Source organism: Acinetobacter bohemicus ANC 3994, from assembly GCF_000367925.1.
GTDB classification, from domain to species: domain Bacteria; phylum Pseudomonadota; class Gammaproteobacteria; order Pseudomonadales; family Moraxellaceae; genus Acinetobacter; species Acinetobacter bohemicus.
The window spans coordinates 76,768-100,409 of the sequence record NZ_KB849176.1 but is presented as its reverse complement, the minus strand read 5'-3'; the positions used below and the strand labels follow the sequence as shown (position 1 = coordinate 100,409).

The following is a 23,642-nucleotide window of genomic DNA, read 5'->3' as shown; positions in this document are numbered from 1 at the left end:
TAAAAAATAATCTTTTTTTTAGATTACTGTTGCGAGAGCATAAAATGTAATGGAGATAAAATTTCTGCTTGAAGCGCTAATTTAATGATTGGATCTGGATAAATACCGATCACCAATACCGCCAATGCAGCAGCAAGCACCATAATACCGCCCACTTTTTGACCCCAATGTTTATCAGCATCAATACGTGGTATTTCTGGTGCAGTCATATACATCACAATCATGACACGAAGGTAATAGTACAAACCAATACCTGAACCCACCACGATCATTGCCGCAAGGAACCAATGTTGCGTTGTAACCGCAGCCATTACTACCAAGAACTTACCAATGAAGCCCGCAGTCAATGGAATACCCGCAAGAGACAGCATCATCACTGTCAACGTTGCAGTCAATACTGGACGACGCCAGAACAAACCACGGTAATCCGCTAAACTTTGTGCTTCATCCGCATTATTATACGGACTCGACATTAAGGCTACAGCACCGAAAGCACCGATGGTTGTAAGTACATAAGTAATCACATACACCGTTACGTTACCAAGGCTTGCATAAGTCATGCTGATTAAACCAATCAACAAATAACCAAAATGTGCAATTGAAGAGTAACCCAAAATACGTTTCAAGTTGACTTGACGTACTGCAAGGAAGTTACCCACCAAGATTGAAAGCACCGCAAGAATCGTGATGATGGTTACGATGGAATCGACCAAGATTGCACCTGACGTTAATAAATAACGTACAAACAAACCAATGGTTGCCACTTTAGCCGCAGTCGCAAGGAATGTTGCGATTGGCGCTGGTGCACCGGCATAAACGTCTGGCGTCCATTTATGAAATGGCGCAAGAGACAATTTAAATGCTACGGCAAAGATGATTAAGCCTAAACCTAAAACCACCATTGGTTGGTGAATCGCTTGCATTAACGCTTGAACGTTGTCATAGAAAGACAATGAACCAGTATAAGCATAGATATATGCCATGCCCATCAACAACATTGCCGAAGCAGTGGCTGAAAGCACAAGGTATTTAATACCCGCTTCTAAAGATTGCGAACGTTGATGCGTATATGCCAACAAACCGTATACAGGAATCGACATTAACTCAAGGCTAATGAAGAACGATGCATAGTGAGAGCTTGAAACCATTAACATCGCACCCGCAACCGAACACAACATTAAGATGTAAAGTTCTTCACGGTTATCGTTATAGCTTTCAATATAAGCATGCGACAAGGTACAGCAAGCAAGTGCCGCAACTAAAATGACCAATTGATAAAGCAAGCTAAATGGATCAACCATAAACATGCCCATCACGTTCGCCGGTGCAAAAGCACCACCGAACATGGCCAACAGAATATAAGCCGCAGCAAGGTTTAAACCCACCACAGATGCTGTTGCAATTAAATCGTGGTTACGTTTAATTGAAGTGAGAATCATCACAATGACCGCAGTTAAAGCTACGATCATCACAGGAGCTAATGGCATAAGTTCAGAAAATGACATTGTGAAGTTCATGCTTATTGGATCTCCACATTTTCGAGTTGAGTGGTTGCGTGTTGCACAACCTCAACCGTCTCTTGAACTGGGATATAGCTATTTGCCAACCACGCCATGCTTGAATTTGAAATATCAAGGAAGCTTTGTGGGAAAATACCAAGCCAAAGTAGACCAAACGCACAAATGAGCAAAATAACAATTTCACGTGCATTTAAGTCTTTCAATGGGTTTGTATAATGCTGTTTTTGCTCTTCATTTGGCGTACCAAACAAGGCTTTATGAATCAGGATTAAGCCGTAAAGACCTGCCATAACCAAACTGATTGCAGCCAAAATGGTAAAGATTGGGAATTTACCGAATGAACCCATCAAAATGAGGAATTCACCAATAAAGTTACCTAAACCTGGAATACCCACAAGCGCAGCGACAAAGAACATGAGGAAGAATGAAAGGTATTGGAATTGACCACGAATACCGCCCATTTGACGTAAGTCACGTGTATGTAAACGTTCGTACACTTGACCACACATAATGAACAATGCAGCAGAGGATAAACCATGTGCCAACATCATAATCATTAAGCCTTGGAACGTCAGAATATTACCTGCGTAAAGCGCAAGTAAAACAAAGCCCATGTGCGAAATAGAAGTGTAAGCAAGTAAGCGTTTCATATCGGTTTGTTGGAAAGCACACCAAGCACCGTAGAACACACCAATTAAACCTAAGATGATCGCGATGTCTGCAAATTGTGCAGAAGCCGCTGGGAAGAACGGAATAACAAAACGCAGTAAACCGTATGCAGCAGTCTTAATCAAGATACCCGCTAAGTCAACAGAACCGGCTGTTGGTGCTTGAGCATGTGCATCTGGTAACCAGCCATGCAATGGAAACACTGGAAGTTTCACAGCGAAACCAATGAACATACAAATCATCAAGGCATAGGCCACTGATGGTAATTGCGCATCAAGCGTATTCGCTACACCTAACAAGTAGTTGTAATCGAATCCAATCATGCCTGTCATCATGTAACCATAAACCACAAGGCCTAGGATACCGATCAGCATGATTAAACCAGCGACTTGGGTATAGATAAAGAATTTGGTTGCAGCATAAACACGAGATTTACCATCTGCGCCTTTATGACCCCAAAGTGCAATCAAGAAATAGATTGGAACCAGCATCATCTCCCAGAAGAAGAAGAACAAGAACAAATCAATCGCTAAGAATACACCGATCACCCCACCTAACGACCATAAAAGGTTTAGGTGGAAGAAGCCAACATTCTTTTGAATTTCACCCCATGAACAGCCCACTGCAAGTACACCCAGTAATGCAGTCAAGCCAACCATAAGCAGTGAAAGACCATCCACCGCTAAGTGAATGTTAATGCCAAGAGTTTGAATCCAAGGCACCATGAATTCGGCAGACCAAGTCGGAACTTTAGCGCCTAATTCATATGTAAATGTACCTGTTTGCCAAAGCGCGATCGTTAAGCCCAAAGTAATGAGCATACCGAATAATGCGATATAGCGTGGTAAATACTGGTCAAATTTATCAACCAACCAGCAAATAAAACCTGCAATGAACGGTACGAGGATCAGCGCGGGTAAAATCCAATTGTTTGTGATTTCCATCTTATTTCCCCACGACCTGAATCACGATCAAGATCATCAGTAATACTACGACACCAAGTGACATACTTGATGCGTATTCACGCAATGAACCTGTTTGACGCGAGCTTGTGAAGCTATGACCACTTTTAACAATGGCAGGAAGCACTAACCACAAACCATCAATCGGATCACGACCTAGAATTTTCGCAATCAGCAAATATGGTTTCACAAATACGATGTTATACAAGGCATCGAAACCAAGTGCATTACGGCAGATATTGACCAGACCAGCGCCAAATGAAGTTTGAGCAAAACCTTTCACTGCATTATAAGCAAATACAAATAAGATGATGCCAACCACAAGACCGGCTAGTGCAATCCCGACTGCTGTATGCTCTGCACCATGTACCCCTGCTTCAAGCGCTTCTGGAATAATAAACGCTGGAATTTTTGCAGCGTTGAGAATCGCTTCAACGGGTGCTTTTAAGAAGTACGCTAAACCTGTTGAAAGTACCGCCAAAATCGCCAAAGGAGCCCAATAGGTTGCGCCTTTGATTGCATGATATGGCGTATTTTCTTTACCAAAGAATACAACCCAAATTAAACGGAATGTATAAATTGAGGTTAAGAATGCACCTGCAACACCAGTCCAGTATAAGCAGTTATATACAGGAAGATTTGCAATGTGACTTTGCGCCCAAACTGCGCCAAGAATGGCATCTTTTGAGAAGAAACCAACGGTTAAGAATGGAATCGCTGCCAATGCACCGCCACCAATGGCGAAGCAGGCAAACAAGAATTTGTTATGTTTAAACAAGCCACCCATTTTGAAGATGTTTTGTTCGTGATGGTAAGCCAGAATCACCGCACCTGAAGAAAGGAATAATAACGCTTTAAAGAATGCGTGAGCAAGCATGTGGAACAAACCTGCTTGGTAAGCTTCAGCACCAACAGCCATAAACATATAACCCAGCTGACTCATGGTTGAGTAAGCCAAAATACGTTTGATGTCTGTTTGAACCAATGCAGCAAAACCAGCCACAATCAATGTTACCGCACCCGTGATTGAGATAAACATCATCACTTCAGGGGTCATTTCAAACACAGAGAACATACGGCAGCACAGATAAATACCTGCTGTTACCATTGTTGCAGCATGGATTAATGCAGAAACAGGTGTAGGACCTGCCATCGCATCAGCCAGCCATGTTTGTAATGGAATTTGTGCAGATTTACCTGCCGCACCTAAGAACAACATTAAAGATGTCCAGATTGCCAGTGAATGATCACCCGCTAATACTTGAGGTGCATTGGCAACGATTGTGCCAATATGCAAAGTACCAAATTGTTGATAAAGCAAAAACAATGCGATCAGCAAGAATACGTCACCGACACGCGTTACAGTAAATGCTTTGATTGCTGCAAAACCATTTTCAGGGTTTTGGTAGTAGTAACCAATCAACAAGTATGAACACAGACCTACGCCTTCCCAACCCAAGAACAATAACGCTAAGTTATCGCCCAAGACCAATAACAACATGCTTGCTACAAACAGGTTGAAATAAGAGAAGAAACGCGCGAAGTCTTCTTCACCACGCATGTACCATGATGCAAAGATGTGGATAAGGAAACCCACACCCGTCACCATACCCATCATGAGTAATGATAAACCATCTAAATGTAAGCTCATGCCCGGTGCAAAACCACCGACATTGAACCAAGTCCACAGATGTTGGACTTGTGCCACTGAGCCATTTGCAACAAAGCCCATGCCAGCTATCAATGCAAATAAAGCAGATAAACCGACTGAACCGACCCCAATCATGGCTGCAACATTTTCAGGAAGCTTGTTACGCCCTGCCGCTAAAAGGATAAAACCAATGAGCGGAAATAATACTGTTAAATATAAATAACTCATCCGCGCATCTCACTAGCAGCATCCACATCCAAATGATGGAAGCGATGGTAGAACTGAAGGACGATCGCAAGACCAATACATGCCTCAGCAGCAGCAAGGGTTAAAATCAAGATAAACATAATTTGTCCATCTGGTTGTAACCAAGCACTACCCGCTAAAACAAACGCAAGTGCAGCTGCGTTCATCATAATTTCAAGGCTCATTAACATAAATAAGAGGTTGCGTCGCACCATTACACCGTAAAAACCAAGTGCAAAAAGAATGGTCGCAACGATCAAACCATGTTCTAAAGGGATGTTGCCCATTATTCTTTTTCCTTTTCTGCACTTGGTTCACGTTTGCCTAAATGGAATGCTGCAACAAGGGCTGCAAGCAATAACATCGCGGCAACTTCTACCAATAGTAAATAGTGAGTAAAGAGCGCTTGACCAACTGCTTTAGGTCCAATCACTTCTGTGCCCATCACAGGACCAGCCGTGGTGTAATCTGAACCAAGCATCCATACAAGCACGAGGCCCATCAGGAAACTCATTAACGCTGGATACGCCCATGCAGATGAAGTGAGCCACTTACGTTCTTGCTCAACAGTATGTTGACCCAGATTCAGCATCATCACCACAAACACGAACAACACCATGATCGCACCTGCATAAACAATAATTTCAAGCGCACCAGCAAATGGTGCACCCACGATCATAAACATTCCTGCCACGGCAAGAAGTGATACGATCAAGCTCAGCAATGCATGTACAGGATTCGCATTGGTAACAACACGAACCGTAGAGATAATGGCCACAAGTGCCATCAAATAAAATGGCCACATCATGGTAATAAGCTCCGTACGTCAACAGGCGCACTTTCACGTTGTGCTTGACCTTTATCTTTACCTGTAACAGCCATACCCGTTACACGGTAGAAGTTATAGTCAGGATATTTACCAGGACCTGAAATGAGTAAGTTTTCTTTCTCATAAACCAAATCTTGACGAACGTATTCACCTAACTCGAAGTCAGGTGTCATCTGAATTGCAGTCGTTGGACATGCTTCTTCGCACATACCGCAGAAAATACAACGCGAGAAGTTGATACGGAAAAACTCCGGATACCAACGACCATCTTCTTTTTCAGCTTTTTGTAAAGAGATACAACCGACAGGACATGCAACCGCACATAGGTTACATGCAACGCAGCGCTCTTCACCATCTGGATCACGAGTCAATACAATACGACCACGGAAACGCGGCGGAACAATTTGTTCAGCTGGCACTTCTGGATATAAAATGGTGTCACGTTTACGTGTCACGTGGCTAAAAACCATCCACAATGAACGTACAATTGACCCGAATCCAGCTAGAATTTTATACATTTTGTACTCCTTGCTGTCCTAGGCCTGATTCATCAGAATCACAGCACCAGTCACCAACAAGTTGACCAACGCCAATGGCAAACAAATCTTCCAACCAAAGTTCATCACTTGGTCATAACGTGGACGCATTAACGAGCCACGAGCCAAGACAAACATCATTACAAAGAATGCTGTTTTAATAATGAACCAGAATACGGGTGGAATAAATGGAATTTCTAAGTTGAATGGTGCGAGCCATCCACCGAAGAATAAAGTAACGATCAGTGCTGAAATAAGAACCACGTTGACATATTCTGCAACGAAGAACATCCCCCACTTCATACCACCGTATTCAACGTGATAACCTTCGGCTAATTCTTGTTCAGCTTCTGGTTGGTCAAATGGGTGACGATGCGTTACCGCAACACCTGCAACCACAAAGATTAAGAAACCTAAGAATTGAGGAATCACAAACCACACATCACGTTGTGCTTCTACAATTTCACGCATGTTGAATGAACCCGCAATTGCGACCACACCCATCAATGAAATACCCAAGAACACTTCATAAGAAATGGTTTGTGCTGCAGAACGTAGACCACCCAATAACGCATATTTGTTATTAGACGCCCAACCACCGAACAATACCGCATAGACTGCAATCCCTGCCATTGCCATAAAGAACAATAAGCCAATGCTCATGTCCGCAACGCCAAGCGTTGGGCTTACAGGAATCACCATGAATGACAGTACCGCAGTTGCCATGGCAACTGCTGGTGCTAAACGGAAAGTCAATTTGTCCGCAAACTTCGGTGTCCAATCCTCTTTGAACATGATTTTCAGCATGTCAGCAACGATTTGGAACATCCCCCCAGGACCAACACGGTTTGGACCGTAACGGTCTTGCCATAATGCAAGTAAACGACGTTCGACGAATGACATCAACGCAGCGACAAGCACCACCACAAGCAAGATCACAATCGCTTGAATAACCGAGTAAGCGATTGGCCAGTTCTCAGCCCAAAGCGGTGTTTGACGTATAATTTCTTGATTCATGAATTACACTCCTACCGCGACGGACACAGGCTCTGCAAGTGAAACCGTTGGTGCAAGACCAATTGGATAACCAATATAACCTGTCGGTAAATATTCAATCACTTGAACTGGAAGACTAATGCTTGCTTCACCTGCTTGCACAGTAATTTTTTGACCATCTTGCACATTTAAACGTGCAGCATCTTGTTCACCTACAGCAAACATCGCGTTTGGAATACGAGATTCCATCGCTGGTGTTTTCACCGTAAATTCACCTGAAGCAAAGATGTGATGCATCGGCACTAAACGGAAGCTTTCTGCATTGGCAACAACAGGCGTTGGTGCAACAAAAGTACGTACAGGACGTTTTTTCAGACGGTCGAATAAACGAATGCCTGAATCACCACCTTTTAAGTGACCACCGACATTGTCTTGGAATTTATTCCAAGCTTGTGGCGAGTTCCAACCCGCAGACCATGCAAATGGCACCAGTGCCGCTGGCGTTTCATTCCCTACATAACCTTCCATAGAGAAGGTTAATGCAGAATCGATATCAATCGGTTGTTTAGGCTCATGCACAGATAACGGCGCACGCATAGAAGTACGACCTGAATAACGACGTGGCTCACGCGCAATTTTCAGACCATGAACACGGTAGCCTGCATCTGGTGCAACATCTTGAATGCCTTCTAATGCTGGAACATTCTTAGCAACAGATTCAATCACGTCGTCTAGTAATGTCCAAGAAATCGCCTTACCTTTCAGACCTGTTTCAAGGGCATGCAACCAGCGCCATGATTCTTTAATCGCCAATTCTGGTTTGTAGTAACTTGGGTCATACACTTGATAGAAACGTTGTGCACGGCCTTCTTGGCTCACTACAGTACCGTCACCTTCGGCAAAACTTGCCGCAGAAAGCACCACAGTGGCTTTCTTCACGGTTTCAGTTTCAGAATGATCAAGCACGATCACATCGTTCGCTTTTGCAAGTGCTGCATCGACTTGAGCGGTTGGTAAACGACGGTATAAGTCATTTTCAACCACGATGATGGCATCATAATCTTGCGCAAATGCTTGCTCTAAACTTTGACCACCAAAAATCGCTAAGCCCATTGAGTTCACTTCAGGAACAGTCAATGTCAAACCTGCATTTGCACCCAAGTTTTGTGCAACTTGCGCGGCCGCTTCCATAATAGAAGCATCTTGCAAACTTGTACCTGAAATGATCAGTGGTTTTTTCGCAGCTTTTAAGGTATCTGCAATGGTTTGCGCAAATGCTTTGGCATCGTCATCTAAACCATTCACCGTTTCGCCTTGCAGTGCCGCAGCAACCGCAAAACCTAAACGTGCGATATCATTTGGAGAAGCAACCACTTCACCCGTTGCAACATCAGAAAGACGCGTTTGCGTTGCCGCCAAAATGTAAATCGGAGATTTTTCATCTTGAGCAATACGTTGCACAGGTTCCGCTAACCACTCTTGCGTACGACGTTCTGCCGCCATTTCTTTGGCTTTGTTTTTCGCAGCTTGGCGAACAGACAATGCCATACGTGGTGCAGTTTGGGTTAAGTCTTCACCTAAGATGAGCACGGCATCATAACTTTCAATTTCACGCATACTTGGGTTGTAAACACCCTCGGTTTGCATGATCGATGCAGCCAACTCAACTAAGTTTTGTTCTTTCTGAGAAAGACCTGTAGAGAAGTTCTCTTGACCCACCAATTCACGTAGTGCGAAGTTTGATTCCAAACTTGCACGTGGTGAACCAATACCCAATACTTTTTTGTCTTGGATATTTGCAATAACTTGATCAAGTGCTTGGTCAACTGAAACAGTTGTTACGTTTGCACCATCACGGAATTGTGGTTGACGCGGACGATCTTCACGGTTCACATAACCTGTACCGAAACGACCTTTATCGCAAAGGAAGTATTGGTTCACGTCACCATTGAAACGGTTTTCGACACGACGCAGTTCACCATAACGTTCACCCGGAGAAATATTACAACCTGACGAACAGCCTTGGCATACGCTTGGCGCATACTGCATGTCCCATTTACGGTTATAACGTTCAGAATGGGTTTTGTCGGTAAATACACCTGTTGGACAGACTTCAGTCAAGTTACCCGAGAATTCAGATTCTAAAGTACCTGATTCTGGACGACCGAAGTAAACACGTGACGCACTTGCATATACGCCAAAGTCCGTACCGCCCGCATAGTCGTTGTAATAACGAACACAACGGTAACATGCGATACAACGGTTCATTTCATGTGAAATGAATGAGCCTAGCTCTTGGTTGTAATGCGTACGTTTGGTAAAACGGTAACGACGACGGTCATGCTGTGTCATCACAGTCATATCTTGTAAATGACAGTGACCACCTTCCTCACACACTGGACAGTCGTGTGGGTGATTGGTCATCAAGAATTCAACAATAGAGGCACGAAAATCTTTCGCTTCTTTGTCTTCAATCGAGATATAGGTATTGTCAGATGCAGGCGTCATACATGACATCACCAAACGTCCACGCGTATCATCAGCGTTTGCATATTGTGTGACGGCACATTGACGGCAAGAACCGACAGAACCTAAGGATGGATGCCAACAAAAATATGGGATGTCGATGCCCAGACTCAAACATGCTTGCAGCAAGTTTTCCGAGCCGTTGACTTCATACGATTTTCCATCGACATGAATTGTAGCCATAGTCGAATTCCTTAAGCTGGTTCTACGTGACTAACTTGAGCAGCAGCATTCACTACTTTTGCTTCAAATTCGCCGCGGAAATATTTGAGTGCACCCATGAGTGGTTCCATTGCACCTGGTGCGTGGGCACAGAAAGTTTTACCAATCCAAAGCTTACGAGTAAGTTCTTGTAAGTGATCGATATCTTCTTTCTTACCTGTGCCATCTTCCAATGCTTTCAGTGCTTTTACCGCCCAAGGTAAACCATCACGACAAGGCGTACAGAAACCACATGACTCACGTGCAAAGAATTCTTCTAAGTTACGGGTTGCTGAAACCATACATTGCGTTTCATCCACGACCATTAACAAACAGGTGCCTAAACGTGAACCTGCCTTCATGATGCTTTCTGCATCCATAGGCAAATCAATGTGTTCAGCCGCCAAGAAGTCAGTCGATGCACCGCCCGGTAACCAAGCTTTCAGTGTTAAGCCATCGCGCATACCGCCGGCATGGTCTTCAATCACTTCACGTGCTGTGGTACCAAATGGAAGCTCCCATAAACCTGGGAATTTTACTTTACCTGATGCACCATAAATTTTAGTGCCCGGATCTTTCGATTTACCCGCAGATAAACCGACATACCATTCAGGACCACGTAAAATAATCGCTGGCAAGTTATTGAAAGTCTCTACGTTGTTGACAATCGTAGGACGACCCCAAGCACCTGCAACTTGTGGAAACGGTGGTTTAGTACGTGGATTTGCACGGCGACCTTCAAGCGAGTTAATCAATGCAGTTTCTTCACCACAAATATAACGACCCGCACCCGTATGCACGTGTAAATCAAAGTTCCAACCAGTACCTAAGATGTTTTCACCCAAGTACCCTTTAGCACGAATTTGCTCTAAAGCTTCATTCAAGAAACCAGCAGCTTCGATGTACTCACCACGGATGAAGATATAACCTTGTGTTGCTTCTAAGGTATAAGCCGCAATCAACATGCCTTCGATCAATTGATGTGGAAGTTTTTCCATCAACAAACGGTCTTTAAAGGTACCCGGTTCCATTTCATCAGCATTACAAATGAGGTAACGAGGACCGCCATCATTTGGCGCCATCAATGACCATTTGATCCCTGCTGGGAAACCTGCACCACCACGACCTTTTACCGTCGCAGCTTTAATCACATCAAGCACTTCAGCAGGTTTCAACTCAATCGCCTTTTTAAACCCTGCATAACCTTCAAGTGCTTCGTAGTCATCAGCATTACGAACTTCGTCACGCTGACTCAAACGCCAAGTCAATGGATGAGTTTCTGGGTTACCGTCACCATAAATTGGTTTTGGTTCAGTATTCATACATACTTCTCCAATAACTGTTTAATTGAAGTCACTTCAACCAATCCGTGAGTGTCTTCATCAATCATCAAGGTTGGACCTTTGTCACAGTTCCCTAGACAGCAAATTGGCAATAAAGTGAAACGACCATCCGCAGTCGTTTGACCAAACTGAATTCCAAGTTCGCGCTGGAATGCTTCTGCCAAAGTTTCCGCACCCATCAAGAAGCAAGCAATTGAGTCACAGAGTAAAATCACGTGACGACCAACAGGTTGGCGGTAAATACGGTTATAGAACGTCGCCACGCCTTCTAAATCAGCAACACTGATTGTCAAAAGCTGAGCAATTGCATTCATCTGTGCATCATCTACCCAACCATTACGGCGTTGTACACACTTTAAAGCATCCAGTGATGCAGCACGTGGGTATGGATAGTGACCAATGTGATGTTCGATTTCGTGGATTTCATCCGCAGTCAAAATCCCTTCAACATTCACACGTGGCTTTTTATCAGTCAAAATCATCATAATGCGTTTTCCCTAGCGATCCACGTCAGCCATTACGACGTCAATGGTCGCTAAATAAATGATCAAGTCAGATACAAGACTGCCATTAATCACAGAAGGCATTTGCTGTAAGTGCGTGAAAGTTGGTGTACGAATACGGGTACGATAACTCATGGTTGACTTGTCTGAAGTCAAGTAGTAGTTCGATGCACCTTTTACCACTTCAGCCATTACAGACGCTTCACCCGCAGGCATCACAGGACCCCATGACACGCTCAAGAAGTGCGTAATCAAAGTTTCAATATCTTGTAATGTCTTGTCTTTTGGTGGTGGAACAGCCAAAGGATGATCCGCTTTATATGGACCAGATGGCATGTTATCCAAGCACTGCTTCACAATTTTCAGTGATTCTTCAATTTCACGGAAGTGAACCATCACACGAGCGTAAGCATCGCCTTCGTATTCTAAAGGCACGTCGAAGTCGTAGTTTTCATAACCGCTATAAGGACGGTATTTACGCACGTCGAAATCGATCCCTGTCGCGCGTAGACCTGTACCTGTTACACCCCAAGCCAATGCAGATTTTGCATCGTATTGCGCAACATTACGGGTACGACCAATAAATACGGAGTTGCGTAGTGCAGCTGTATAGTATTCATTCATACGCTTCGGCATCCATTCGAGAATTTCACGAATCAGATGTTGCCAATTGTTTGGAAGGTCGTGCGCAGTCCCGCCAATACGGAACCATGCTGGATGCATACGGTAGCCTGTAATCGCTTCAATCGCATCATAGATCTTTTGACGATCGGCAAACATATAGAATACTGGCGTCATACCACCAGCATCTTGAATTGCAGTACCAATAAACAACAAATGGTTATTGATACGGAATAATTCAGACATCATGACACGGATACATTGTGCACGGTCAGGAACAGTAATTCCCGCCATTTGCTCCACACCCATCACATAAGGCATGTTTTGCGCACAACCACCCAAGTAGTCAACACGGTCGGTATATGGAATGAATGAATGCCAAGTTTGACGTTCAGCCATCTTTTCCACACCACGGTGGTGATAGCCAATATCAGGCACACAGTCTTTCACTTCTTCACCGTCCAACTGCAAAATGATACGGAATGCACCGTGCGCAGATGGATGGTTTGGACCTAAGTTCAAGAACATGAAATCTTCATCGGCATTACCGCGTGATAGACCCCAATCTTCAGGAACAAAACGTAAATGTTCTTGCTCGAAATCCTGCTTCGCTTGGTTCTGCATATACGGTGTATATTCAGTGGCACGTGCAGAATATTCTTTACGCAGTGGATGACCTTCCCAATAGGTTGGCAACAAAATACGACGGAGCATTGGATGCCCTTCGAAATTGATCCCGAACATATCGTAAGCTTCACGTTCGTACCAGTTGGCATTTGGCCAAATGTTGGTTGCGGTTGGAAGATTGAGATCACTCTCACTCAACGCAACTTTAATACGAATATCACTGTTGCGCTCTAGCGACAACAAATGATAAAACACAGTGAAGTCTGATGCAGGTAAACCGTCACGGTGGGTACGTAAACGCTCATCTACCGCAGACAAGTCGAACAGCATCACGTATGGACGTGATACTTTACGCAAGAACATTAAAACATCTTGTACGCGCGCGCGCTCAACCCAGACCGTTGGAAAATCTTCAAAAGTCGCTTGCACATAGAAGTTCTCACCAAATTTGGCTTTGAGCTCTTCTACAATTGCAAATGCTGGGCGTGAATCAACAGGCGTTGATTCTGGCATAGCAATGTCAGTTTCAGCCATTGGCTTGGCTTCCTATTTAATACAAATTCAGTCAACTTTAACGACAATTACACCCAGATCGGGTGCATCAATATTTCATCGTTAAAATTATTTAATTTCATCCATAGAGCGTAAGTTTTTCACTGCAATGCGTTCAGCATTCTTACGGTCACGTTCTGGCTGCATCTTTGGCTTATATACTGGCTGAAGATCATCACCAATCACCGCTGAAAGTGGACGGCGCTCAAGTTGAATTTGGTCTTGCAACAACATTAATGCTTGCAACAATGCTTCAGGACGCGGTGGACAACCTGGGATGTACACATCGACAGGAATGATTTTATCCACACCTTGTACAACTGAATAGATGTCATACATACCACCAGAGTTTGCACAAGCACCCATTGAAATCACCCATTTAGGCTCTAACATTTGCTCATATAAACGCTGAATTACAGGTGCCATTTTCACGAAGCAAGTTCCTGCAACGATCATTAAGTCCGCCTGACGCGGTGAAGCACGAATAACTTCGGCACCGAAACGTGACATATCATGCACACCCGTTAAGGTCGTTGCATATTCTACGTAACAGCACGATGTACCAAAATTAAAAGGCCATACCGAGTTTTTACGGCCCCAGTTTACAGCTGTATGCACCACGTCCTCTAAACGAGTCATGAATACATTTTTATTCACTTCTTCTTCAAGCGGATCGGCAACAACCTGACGCTCTTGAAGTGGATATTGATCAGCATCCGGATTCGCACGGGTTAATGTGTATTTCATCCCGAGTTACTCCTTAATAGATGATGTAGCCGGTGCTTTTGCTTTCACACGACCAGAAGATTGAGCTGGAATTTGACCTGTAGGATCGATAACCAACTCTTCGATAGAATTAAAGCGAGTAATATCCGCAAGATTCATATTTGGCGAACCAATTTTCAGTGGTATACCGGCTGATTTGCGACGATCTACGGGTGCCCAATTTAAAGCACCGACAGAAATTGCGTAAATCAAAGCAATCAATAAGTCGACAACAAAAATCACCACAGTGGTAAAACCAAACCAACCGACTTCACGAACCGATGTTGCCCATGCGTAAAGATAAAGTGCTTCTAGGTCGAAGACTACAAAGAAAATTGCAACTAAATAGAATTTAGCAGACAAGCGGATGCGTGCTCCACCAGCACCTACCACACCTGACTCAAATTGCTCTTGCTTCGCACGGCCCCATGACTTACCCCCAAGGAGTAAAGGAACTGTGAGCATAAAGACGCAAAGAAATGTAACGCCGATCACGAAGGCAATAATTGCCCAATCGTATGGAGTAATGGCACTCATGCGGGGATAACTCCTGGCAGGCCTAATTTATTAACAAAGAATGTATGTATTGGCCTTCAAATACACCAAACACAAAATTAATCCCGCCAATTGTACCTGATTTATGATTTCACTTGCTAGCTTATAAGCCTTAGTCTTTCGGATGATATTTTAATCATTTTGCATTTTTTTCAAAGCTTAAGCCCTATTACTTCCCAAGCAATCGCTTTATCAAATCAAAAAAAGAAAAGTGATTATATTTTTCAAATCTATTAAATCGAGCTTTATCTTTTTTAAGTAAAATTTAAATTGCCGCAGCATTCGTTCATACCACAGGCTTTATCACCAAGTGCAAATGATCAAATATTTATGCCCTGTGCTCAAGAGTAGCCCACGCCAGTCCAAATCATTTTTATGAGCCACTTTCATCACGGCAAAATTTTGCTCGTTATGCTAAAAAACATAAAAAGGCGTTTAGGGTGATTTTTAAAATCTGTGACTGATATAAAAAGACATAACCCTAATTGCCCGACACCCAATACATAAATTATCGAATACATCTTTTGTGTGTTTTTTTGCAACTCATATGCATCTCCTAATGCTCTCCTGCCCCTATTTATGCTATTCCTATAGACAACTCTAGAACAAAGAATAAGGAACAAACACATGAGCTTAGAATACACACACCAACCTGATTATTTTTTCTTTGCACAATTATTGGTGCATCATGTGGAAGGCTATATTGAAAAACATCCAGATGCCCAAAATGCCATTTTTGACCTTCGTGATATTTATGAACTTTTCCGCCAAGACTTTGCTTCTGCAACCACCAATCTGGATGCCATTTTGCATATTGCCGACGAATACAAAGTAGAAACCTTAAATGGTGATCAAAAACTGATTAGCCGTTACGCCATAGATCCCAAAAACAACTCTTTGCTTCTCGACTTCAATGCTGAGGCTCTAGAAAACCTGAAACAAGGCAAAAAACTGATTGAACCCGATCCCACCAGCCATGAATAACACGATATAAAAAGCACCGAAATCGGTGCTTTTATCGTATTTAAGGCTCTATATCGTTTTTTGCCATATTAATTTTATTTTTAGCTCGATTAAACCGTCGTGCAGGCCATGACATGGTAAAACGTGCTCCGCCCAAAATAGGACTTTGATCGACAGCTATTTTACCGCCAAACCAATACGCAATCCGACTCACAATAGATAAACCCAAACCATAACCACCCGATGCTCGAGTTCGGCTATCATCTAAACGGGCAAAAGCCTCAAAAATTCGCTGACGCTCTTCTTCTGGTACACCCGCACCATCATCCTCAACTTGAACATAAGCCATTCCCGCATCATCTATTCCACCACTCACAATCACTTTATGATCGCAGTAGCGAACCGCATTCCCCACCAAGTTTTGCACCACACGATGAAGGTAACGACGTTCTGCATCCACCACCAAATTAATTGGAGGGGCTAACAGTTCAATTTCTTTTTGCGTTTTGAGTGCCTCAGTTTCAACAATTACTTGATCTAATACTTCAAACAAAACAATTTTTTCAAAATCTAAAGAAGGTGTACCCTGTTCTAATTTTGCATAGGTCATGATTTCATCAATCAAAGTATTGAGTGCTTCAATATCCTTATCAATCATATCAACTTGCTGTAAACGGTAGTCATAATCATCCTCTTCCGCCAACATTTCCATGCCAAACCGGATACGCGCCACAGGTGTTCTAAGCTCATGCGAAACTGCGCGCATCAATTCACGCTGTGCCTCAATCAAACGCTGAATATGATCAGACATACTATTGTAATTGGTCGCCAAACTTGCCATTTCATCCGTACCATCGACCGGTAAACGCAATGTCATGTCACCCGATTTCATCCGATGTAACGCATAATTCACTTCACGTAAACGGCGCTGCATAGGCACCAACAACCCATACACACCTAAACTTAATACAAATAAACTCAGCAAGGTAATGCCTGCGGCGAGCTGGAAAGGCATCCAGTTAAACAGTGGCACAGGACCTAAAACCAGCACCTCAGAGGGTGAGCTTGGCATTGGGGAAACAATAGAAATTGTAGTGCCGCGCACGGTGGCATTATCACGGTACAAAATAATACTGTGATCTAATCGAAGTCGACCTATTTGCTCAGAGTCAAGGGGAAGGTTTTGAACTTTTTCAATTTGAATCGGATAGGAGAAATTCGACTGAATTTTTGCAAGATATTCTTTTTCTTGCCCTGGGTAATACACCAGATAATCTAAAATAAAAATAGGCAACGCCTTCATTTGGCGCTCCCCTATTTTATCTACTTTAATATAAAGCAAATGTTTGGGATCATCTCGCAAGCCAATAATAATATAAGCAATCGAATTTTCTGCATCATAACGCACCGCAGCTTTACGGTTATCAATTCTTTTTTGCTCGGTACGCGACAAATCGACTTTACTTGAATCCACATAATAAATGGGAAGTTCAAGTAAGTCGGATGCATCAGAAATCCAATCGCGTTTCTGCTGCTCATTGGGCTGTCTTGAGATTCCCTCACTAATGATATAAGACACACCATCGGTCAAAGATTCACGATATTCTTGTGCGCGCTGATAGTTGATAATTTGTACCAATAGGTAGCCAAATACAGCAACCAATGCCACTAAAATCACTAATCCTGCATAAATACGCAAGAATATACTGTGTTTAAACACGCGGCTGTCCTATAAAATTAAGGGCAAACATTAAAGACCATTGGTCTCTTTAACGAATAAATAACCTTTACTACGTACTGTTTTAATACGTTTTGGATTTTCAGGATCATCACCAATTTTTGGACGAATACGTGAAATACGCACATCAATTGAACGGTCTTGACCATCATATTCAATACCGCGTAGACGCTCAAAAATATCTTCACGAGACAAAATACGCCCCGCATTTGAAGCCAGCAACCACAACAAATCATATTCAGCACTGGTGAAGTCAACCAACTCACCATTTAAAGTGACTGAACGACCACCATTGTCAATCACAAGGTCATCAAACTCAATGCGTTGTGCCACTTCATCTTCAGGTGTTTTATCTGTACGACGCAGTAAGGCACGAATACGGGCTAAAAGAACACGCGGTTGAACAGGTTTTGCCACATAGTCATCTGCACCCATTTCTAGACCTAAAACTTGGTCCATATCTTCAGTACGTGCAGTCAACATCAAAATAGGTTGATGATAATGTGGACGAACTTCGCGACAAATGGTCAAACCATCAGCACCAGGCAGCATCACATCAAGCACCACCATATCGGGTTGCTCTGCAATGATACGACGGATTGCGCGATTACCATCAGGTTCTACCCCAACTTCCAATCCATTACGGATAAGGTATTCTTGAGTCAAACGCGCAAGACGCTCATCGTCTTCAACGATTAAAATTTTTGGTAACTTTTCTTCTTGGCTCATAAAATGCCCCTTTATATGGATTAAGGTATCCTTAAAAATCCAAAGGATACGCTTCAACATATCCAGCAATATACACACGTTTACATTGTAAACAAGATAGCATTCACCAAACTGATACATCAAAGTAGTTTTTTGTTATATTTTTATTAAGTGTTGAATTTATTAAACTTTTAAAAATATGTTACTCATACAGCTTAATTGATAATATATTTTGTTACAAAATGATCTTTTTGTGCACGGTTTCACCTCTTGTTCAGAATATGACTGATTAAACGAATTAATCTCGCCCTTTTAAACTTATCCACAATGTTATCTATAAGCAGTTAATCCGAGCTTTGCTATGCTATACCCTTGTCTCATAAGACTTATACCAGAAACATAAAAACAGGGATTTTTTTGCAAAGGAATATTGCAAGGCATTAGAAAAATTTTTACTAAAATGTCAATATTGATCTACCCTAAATTTTCCCGTATCTTGTGCTCAATTCAAATTTAAACCACTAGTTCTTGTGTTTAACCCTCAAACACTGAGACGATTTATCGTCCAGTTCAAATGGTCCACACACATAACAATAGATGACAATGGAGCTATGCCAACATGAGCATAATCACTTCAATCCCTGGTCAACTTCAGGTGATTAAACGCACCGGTGATGTTGCCGCTTTTGATGCAGAAAAAATTTCTGTCGCGATCGGTAAAGCGTTTTTGGCTGTAGAAGGTCAACAAAGCGCTGATTCAAGCCGCATTCATGATCGTATAGAACAATTGACTGAAATGGTCATGAATACGTTTAACCGTCGTTTACCATCAGGCGGCACCATTCATATTGAAGAAGTTCAGGATCAAGTTGAACTGGCGCTTATGCGTACTGGCGAACAGAAAGTTGCCCGTGCCTATGTCATCTACCGTGAACAGCGTTCTGAAGCGCGTAAACAAACTGGTGCACATCATCACCCGACGTTACAAGTGACTGCTGCAAATGGTCAACTTCAACCCCTTGACCTAGGTGCGCTACAAGCACATATAGAAAAAGCGGCTGAAGGTTTAGAAGGCATTGATGTTCAAGCGATCATCGATGAAACCATTAAGAACCTATATAACGGCGTAAAAGAGTCTGACATCTCAACCACCATGATGATGGCAACACGTACCCGTATTGAACAAGAACCCAACTATACTTATGTGACTGCACGTTTATTGCGTGACAACTTAGTTGCAACAGGTTTAGAGTTTTTAGGTCTATCTAACGATACTTTAGAAAATGCGGCTTTAGAAACCTTCTTAAAGAAAGGGATTGAGCTTGATCTTTTATCGCCTGAACTTCTAAACTTTGACCTTGTGAAATTGGCCGCAGCGATTCAACCAGAACGCTCAAACCAATTCACTTACTTAGGTCTACAAACTTTATTTGACCGTTACTTTATCCATTCAGATGGCGTGCGTTTTGAACTACCACAATTGTTCTTCATGCGCGTATCGATGGGTTTAACGCTGAATGAAGAAAACCGTGAAGATCGTGCGATTGAGTTTTATAACTTGTTGTCTAGCTTCGACTACATGGCATCTACACCGACCCTATTCAACTCAGGGACGCTTCGTCCGCAGTTGTCTAGCTGCTACTTAACGACTATTGGTGATGACCTGTACAACATTTATGGCGCAATGCGTGATAACGCAATGTTGTCTAAATGGGCAGGCGGTTTGGGCAATGACTGGACACCAGTTCGTGCCTTGAACTCATACATCAAAGGCACAAACGGTAAATCACAAGGTGTTGTACCGTTCCTTAAAGTGGCCAACGATACCGCTGTTGCGGTCAACCAAGGTGGTAAACGTAAAGGTGCCGTCTGTGCTTACCTTGAAACTTGGCACTTGGACATTGAAGAATTCCTAGAGCTGCGTAAAAACACAGGTGATGACCGTCGTCGTACCCATGACATGAACACTGCAAACTGGGTTCCAGACTTGTTCATGCAACGTGTCTTTGAAGATGCTGAATGGACGTTATTCACACCTTCTGAAACACCAGATCTGCATGATTTGATGGGCGTAGAATTCGCTGAACGCTATGCTTACTATGAAGGCATTGCGAAAGAAACCAACATGTTGCACAAAGTCATTCGTGCGAAAGATTTGTGGCGCAAAATGCTGTCGATGTTGTTTGAAACGGGTCATCCGTGGATCACATTCAAAGACGTATGTAACTTACGTTCACCACAACAACACGTAGGTGTCGTGCATTCATCTAACTTGTGTACAGAAATTACCTTAAACACCAATGAAGATGAAATTGCGGTGTGTAACTTAGGTTCAATCAACCTTGTACAACACGTTAAAGGTGGTGTACTTGACCGTGAGAAACTTGCTCGCACAGTAAAAACTGCTGTTCGTATGCTCGACAACGTGATTGACATCAACTACTACGCTGTTCCTCAAGCACGTACTTCAAACTTAAAACACCGTCCAGTCGGTATGGGCATCATGGGCTTCCAAGATGCACTGTATGAAATGAACTTGGCCTATGGTTCTGATGCTGCGGTTGAGTTTGCCGATGAATCAATGGAAGTGATTAGCTACTACGCGATTTCAACTTCAAGTGATTTAGCGGTTGAACGTGGTACGTATGAAACATTCAAAGGTTCACTTTGGGATCAGGGTATCTTGCCAATCGATTCTTTAGACTTGGTTGCGAAATCACGTCCAGAACGTATGTTTGAAGTAGATCGTACACAACGTTTAGATTGGGACACTTTACGCAACAAAGTTCAAAAAGACGGTATGCGTAACTCGAATGTGATGGCAATTGCACCAACAGCAACCATTTCGAACATTTGTGGCGTTTCACAATCAATCGAACCAACATTCCAAAACCTTTATGTGAAATCTAACCTTTCTGGCGAATTCACAGTGATTAACCCGTACTTAGTCCGTGCGTTAAAAGATCGTGGTCTTTGGGATTCTGTGATGGTCAACGACCTGAAACACTTCGAAGGTTCTGTGCAGAAAATTGCGCGTATTCCTGAAGAGCTTAAAGCCATCTTCGCGACTGCGTTTGAAGTTGAGCCACGTTGGATTGTGGATGCTGCATCACGTCGTCAAAAATGGATTGATCAAGCACAGTCTCTTAACCTTTACATCTCGGGTGCTAACGGTAAGAAATTGGACATGACCTATAAAATGGCATGGTTACGCGGTCTTAAAACTACGTATTACCTCCGAGCTTTAGGCGCGACTTCTGCTGAAAAATCAACCATTAATACCGGTGCATTGAACGCAGTTAAGTCAAACATGGGCGCTCCTGTCGTGACTAGCGCACCTGTTGCCGAAGTTGCGAAAAAACCTGAAGCAATCGTTGAAGATGATTTTGCTCAAGCAGCACCAGTGCCAATGGCATGTTCAATCGACAATCCTGATTGTGAAGCTTGTCAATAAGTTGGTGAGTTGAAAAATCCTCCCTAGCCCTCCTTTATAAAGGAGGGAAAAGTCCCTCTTTCTCAAAGAGGGATTTAGGGAGATTAAAATATAAATAAAGGAAAAGACCATGCAACATATGACTCATAACTACATGTTAGGACTCGCAGTGCTGGTCTTTGCCTTTATTGTCTTTTATGTACCGATGGGCTATGCATTTTTAGCCATTCGGCGGCAACAGCGTAAGCAAAATAAGTAGTGTGGATATCTGCTCTATCGAACAAGTTTAGTGCTTTCATTGGCAAAACTTAATTTTGCTTATTCATAATGAGCGTATAGTAAGACATCCTCGCTTATGAGATGTCAGAAAACAGATATAAGCAACGAAGAGAGAATTAATATGTCTATCCTAAGTTGGGACGATTTCGAAGATGATTCGCAAAAACCGGCTGCACCTGAACACAAGTCTGCGTCCATCGACCCGCAAAAAGCGGTTAATACGCAGATGGTATCTGATGCACACAACACATCGTCGAGTGTGGCAACTGCACAACCCGCTACAGCCCGTCAAGGTGGAACAAAACATTCAACCGATTCACTGGCAAGAGCATCTGCTGCCTTAGAAACATTAGATGTTGCACCCGGCTTAGAAGAGCTTGAAATGGGTGCTCAGCGTGTACAAGTTGATGATAAAGCCATGATCAACTGTCGTGCGGATTTGAACCAACTTGTGCCATTCAAATACGAATGGGCTTGGCAGAAATATCTAGACGGTTGTGCAAACCACTGGATGCCGCAAGAAGTGAACATGAACCATGACATCGCGCTTTGGAAGTCTGAAAATGGCTTAACCGAAGACGAACGTACCATTGTGATGCGTTCACTTGGTTTCTTCTCGACTGCCGATTCATTGGTTGCAAACAACTTGGTCTTGGCGATTTACCGTCACATTACCAACCCTGAATGCCGTCAATATATTTTACGTCAAGCATTTGAAGAAGCGATTCATACGCACGCTTACCAATACTGTATCGAATCTTTAGGTATGGATGAAGGCGAAGTCTTCAATATGTACCGTGAAGTACCATCAGTCGCACGTAAAGCAGCTTGGGGCTTAAAATACACCCAATCTTTATGTGACCCGACTTTCCAAACAGGCACACCTGAAAACGACCAAATTTTGCTTCGCAACTTGATCGCATTCTACTGTGTTCTTGAAGGAATCTTCTTCTACTGCGGTTTCAGCCAAATCTTGTCGATGGGTCGTCGTAATAAAATGAACGGTGTTGCTGAGCAATTCCAGTACATCTTACGTGATGAATCGATGCACTTGAACTTTGGTATCGACATGATTAACCAAATCAAGAATGAAAACCCTGCTCTTTGGACAGCAGAATTCCAAGAAGAAATCATTCAAATGATTCTTGAAGGAACCATGCTAGAAATTGAATACGCACGTGACACCATGCCACGCGGTGTATTGGGTATGAATGCAGCAATGATGGAAGAATACTTGAAGTTCATTGCCAACCGTCGTTTAGCACAACTGGGTCTGCCTGAACAATTTGCTGGTGTGAATAACCCATTCCAGTGGATGTCTGAAATGATGGACTTGCGTAAAGAGAAAAACTTCTTTGAAACTCGCGTAACCGACTACCAAACGGGTGGTGCGTTAAGCTGGTAATTTAAAGATTAAAA

19 protein-coding genes are annotated in these 23,642 nt (G+C 43.0%); 4 read left to right on the top strand and 15 right to left on the bottom strand.

The genetic code is table 11. The annotated features are described in order from the left end of the window. Positions 1–23: 23 nt before the first annotated feature. The 13 genes from nuoN to ndhC all read right to left on the bottom strand — a co-directional run bounded on the left by nuoN (position 24) and on the right by ndhC (position 15,084). Positions 24–1,517 (bottom strand): NADH-quinone oxidoreductase subunit NuoN, encoded by a 1,494-nt coding sequence (nuoN, locus tag F994_RS13270; RefSeq protein WP_004651044.1) that lies wholly within the window; start codon positions 1,515–1,517, stop codon positions 24–26. A 2-nt stretch (positions 1,518–1,519) separates the two neighbouring features. Further along, positions 1,520–3,127, bottom strand: a complete 1,608-nt coding sequence (nuoM, locus tag F994_RS13265; RefSeq protein WP_171065357.1) for an NADH-quinone oxidoreductase subunit M — start codon at positions 3,125–3,127, stop codon at positions 1,520–1,522. Positions 3,128–3,134: 7 nt separating this feature from the next. Beyond that, entirely contained in the window at positions 3,135–5,030 is a 1,896-nt protein-coding gene (nuoL, locus tag F994_RS13260; protein WP_004651042.1) for an NADH-quinone oxidoreductase subunit L, read from the bottom strand. Beyond that, entirely contained in the window at positions 5,027–5,335 is a 309-nt protein-coding gene (gene nuoK / locus F994_RS13255; RefSeq protein WP_004651041.1) for an NADH-quinone oxidoreductase subunit NuoK, read from the bottom strand. Before nuoK ends, nuoL begins: the two co-directional genes overlap by 4 nt. Next, positions 5,335–5,853 carry an NADH-quinone oxidoreductase subunit J gene (nuoJ, locus tag F994_RS13250; RefSeq protein WP_171065356.1) on the bottom strand — a complete coding sequence of 173 codons (519 nt, stop codon included), beginning with the start codon at positions 5,851–5,853 and terminating at the stop codon, positions 5,335–5,337. The genes nuoK and nuoJ overlap by 1 nt, the downstream gene beginning before the upstream one ends. Then, positions 5,853–6,395, bottom strand: a complete 543-nt coding sequence (gene nuoI / locus F994_RS13245; protein WP_004651038.1) for an NADH-quinone oxidoreductase subunit NuoI — start codon at positions 6,393–6,395, stop codon at positions 5,853–5,855. Before nuoI ends, nuoJ begins: the two co-directional genes overlap by 1 nt. 18 nt (positions 6,396–6,413) lie before the next feature. Then, complete coding sequence (nuoH, locus tag F994_RS13240; RefSeq protein ID WP_004651037.1) at positions 6,414–7,430, bottom strand: NADH-quinone oxidoreductase subunit NuoH; 1,017 nt, start codon at positions 7,428–7,430, stop codon at positions 6,414–6,416. Between the two features lie 3 nt (positions 7,431–7,433). After that, positions 7,434–10,118: an NADH-quinone oxidoreductase subunit NuoG gene (nuoG, locus tag F994_RS13235; RefSeq protein ID WP_004651036.1), complete on the bottom strand. Its 2,685-nt coding sequence runs from the start codon at positions 10,116–10,118 to the stop codon at positions 7,434–7,436. 11 nt (positions 10,119–10,129) lie between these two features. Continuing rightward, positions 10,130–11,458, bottom strand: coding sequence for an NADH-quinone oxidoreductase subunit NuoF (gene nuoF, locus F994_RS13230; RefSeq protein ID WP_004651035.1), 1,329 nt, complete (start codon positions 11,456–11,458; stop codon positions 10,130–10,132). Beyond that, positions 11,455–11,964, bottom strand: a complete 510-nt coding sequence (gene nuoE, locus F994_RS13225; protein WP_004651034.1) for an NADH-quinone oxidoreductase subunit NuoE — start codon at positions 11,962–11,964, stop codon at positions 11,455–11,457. The genes nuoF and nuoE overlap by 4 nt, the downstream gene beginning before the upstream one ends. 12 nt (positions 11,965–11,976) lie before the next feature. Beyond that, positions 11,977–13,764 carry an NADH-quinone oxidoreductase subunit C/D gene (gene nuoC, locus F994_RS13220; RefSeq protein ID WP_004651033.1) on the bottom strand — a complete coding sequence of 596 codons (1,788 nt, stop codon included), beginning with the start codon at positions 13,762–13,764 and terminating at the stop codon, positions 11,977–11,979. An 87-nt stretch (positions 13,765–13,851) separates the two neighbouring features. Then, entirely contained in the window at positions 13,852–14,529 is a 678-nt protein-coding gene (locus F994_RS13215) for a NuoB/complex I 20 kDa subunit family protein (RefSeq protein ID WP_004651032.1), read from the bottom strand. Between the two features lie 6 nt (positions 14,530–14,535). Further along, positions 14,536–15,084 (bottom strand): NADH-quinone oxidoreductase subunit A, encoded by a 549-nt coding sequence (gene ndhC, locus F994_RS13210; RefSeq protein WP_004651031.1) that lies wholly within the window; start codon positions 15,082–15,084, stop codon positions 14,536–14,538. 645 nt (positions 15,085–15,729) lie between these two features. Here ndhC and F994_RS13205 point away from each other — a divergent pair. Further along, the gene (locus F994_RS13205) at positions 15,730–16,086 is read left to right on the top strand and encodes a hypothetical protein (protein ID WP_004651030.1); all 357 of its coding nucleotides are present in this window, start codon (positions 15,730–15,732) and stop codon (positions 16,084–16,086) included. Positions 16,087–16,126: 40 nt separating this feature from the next. On the opposite strand, the gene bfmS is transcribed toward F994_RS13205, so the two are convergent. Together bfmS and bfmR are read right to left on the bottom strand one after the other, a co-directional pair. Beyond that, the gene (bfmS, locus tag F994_RS13200; RefSeq protein WP_004651029.1) at positions 16,127–17,785 is read right to left on the bottom strand and encodes a sensor histidine kinase BfmS; all 1,659 of its coding nucleotides are present in this window, start codon (positions 17,783–17,785) and stop codon (positions 16,127–16,129) included. A 30-nt stretch (positions 17,786–17,815) separates the two neighbouring features. Next, complete coding sequence (gene bfmR, locus F994_RS13195) at positions 17,816–18,532, bottom strand: response regulator transcription factor BfmR (RefSeq protein ID WP_004651027.1); 717 nt, start codon at positions 18,530–18,532, stop codon at positions 17,816–17,818. Positions 18,533–19,130: 598 nt separating this feature from the next. Between bfmR and F994_RS13190 the strand changes: the two genes are divergently transcribed. From F994_RS13190 to F994_RS13185, 3 genes are all read left to right on the top strand, one after another. After that, a complete protein-coding gene (locus F994_RS13190; protein ID WP_004651026.1) occupies positions 19,131–21,965 on the top strand; it encodes a ribonucleoside-diphosphate reductase subunit alpha in 2,835 nt (944 codons plus the stop codon). A 109-nt stretch (positions 21,966–22,074) separates the two neighbouring features. Beyond that, positions 22,075–22,203: a preprotein translocase subunit YajC gene (locus F994_RS17255; RefSeq protein ID WP_004651025.1), complete on the top strand. Its 129-nt coding sequence runs from the start codon at positions 22,075–22,077 to the stop codon at positions 22,201–22,203. A 141-nt stretch (positions 22,204–22,344) separates the two neighbouring features. Then, positions 22,345–23,628, top strand: a complete 1,284-nt coding sequence (locus F994_RS13185; RefSeq protein ID WP_004651024.1) for a ribonucleotide-diphosphate reductase subunit beta — start codon at positions 22,345–22,347, stop codon at positions 23,626–23,628. Positions 23,629–23,642 lie beyond the last annotated feature (14 nt).